This is a genomic window from Peribacillus muralis (genome assembly GCF_001439925.1).
GTDB classification, from domain to species: Bacteria; Bacillota; Bacilli; order Bacillales; family DSM-1321; genus Peribacillus; species Peribacillus muralis.
In genome coordinates, this window is the sequence record NZ_LMBV01000036.1 from 18,108 (window position 1) to 19,254 (window position 1,147).

At 37.8% G+C, this 1,147-nt stretch carries 1 protein-coding gene and 1 pseudogene; both read right to left on the minus strand.

Annotation, left to right across the window (positions count from 1 at the left end):
* Nucleotides 1–457 (minus strand): DUF6531 domain-containing protein (locus ASU00_RS27025; RefSeq protein WP_413783544.1); only part of this gene is annotated, 457 nt, incomplete at both ends.
* Between the two features lies 1 nt (nt 458).
* A pseudogene (locus ASU00_RS27030) lies at nt 459–1,002 on the minus strand (hypothetical protein); the annotation flags it as partial.
* Between the last annotated feature and the right edge of the window lie 145 nt (nt 1,003–1,147).

Genomic DNA, 1,147 nt, shown 5'->3' on the forward strand with positions numbered 1-1,147 from the left:
TGTATATGAGATTTGAATTCTTTCTTTCTTTTCAATCCCTTTTGTCTCTGAAACAGTTGTTAATTGATCTTCATCATTACGGGTGAAATCAATTTGATTGCCATATTCATCTTGATAAGAGGCGATGAAAAAGTCAGATGATTTTTTACCAACTTTAAATGTTTGAACAAATTGATTTTTATCCGTCATTGTATATGTCGATTCATTTACTTTCACTAGCTTTTCATATAGACCTTTTGGAGAAGTAAATTGATTGCCATCTTTTTTAAACAGATGAACCGTGCTATCTTCGTCTGTGTATGAACCGTCGCCATTTTCTAAAATTCTTAACGATTCATTTCCAATAAACGTCCAACCTTTACCTAATGCTGAATTTTTCATTGAACGGGAATTATACGTACGTGTAAAGTCATATCCTAAATTGCTACGTGTATATAACGTTTCATCAGTAAATTGTNGCGCCATATTACCCGTCGTTACATTGACACTCGCTGTTGCATTTCCAAATGAATGGTCTTCATAAGTGAAATAATCTTCTAATCCATTCAACTCCTCTCTCGGATCAATTGTTGCGGTTGCTTTATTCGAAACAGGGCTTAAACCGCGTTTTCCTGTCATTTTTCCTTGTTCTGATACTAAAGCATTGTTGTCGTCGACATAATAGGCTCTAACCGTTGCCGAATAATTTGTGTCAACTCCATAAATCGGGTCAGTCGTGAAGGTTGTTTTGCTTTTTACTTGATGTGTTTTTGTTGTTTTGCCATCTGAAATCTGAACTTCATAATATTTGGCTGAAGGAGTCGCATCCCACTTAACGGTCAAGCTGCTTTTGTTATTGACCATGTCCGCTAAGTTACTCGTAAGCGTTACATTTTTAGGGGCATAGAGTGGGATGTATCCATAGTTGACATCGGAAGAAGCCGAGTCTCCTGCAGCTGATATGGCTTTGACCCTGATACTATAACGGTTTGAGCCGTTTCCATATGTCAAGCTAGGATCCATTGGCAATTCTGTTCCTTTGCCTATGCTTGTCGATTTGTCTAAATCGACTGGATAAAGTTCCTTCAACCCGTTTTTTAAATCCGCATCCGTAGGCCAGAGCTTTTTCCCCTTTGTACTGACACTGGTTACTTTACCTACCGTAAAT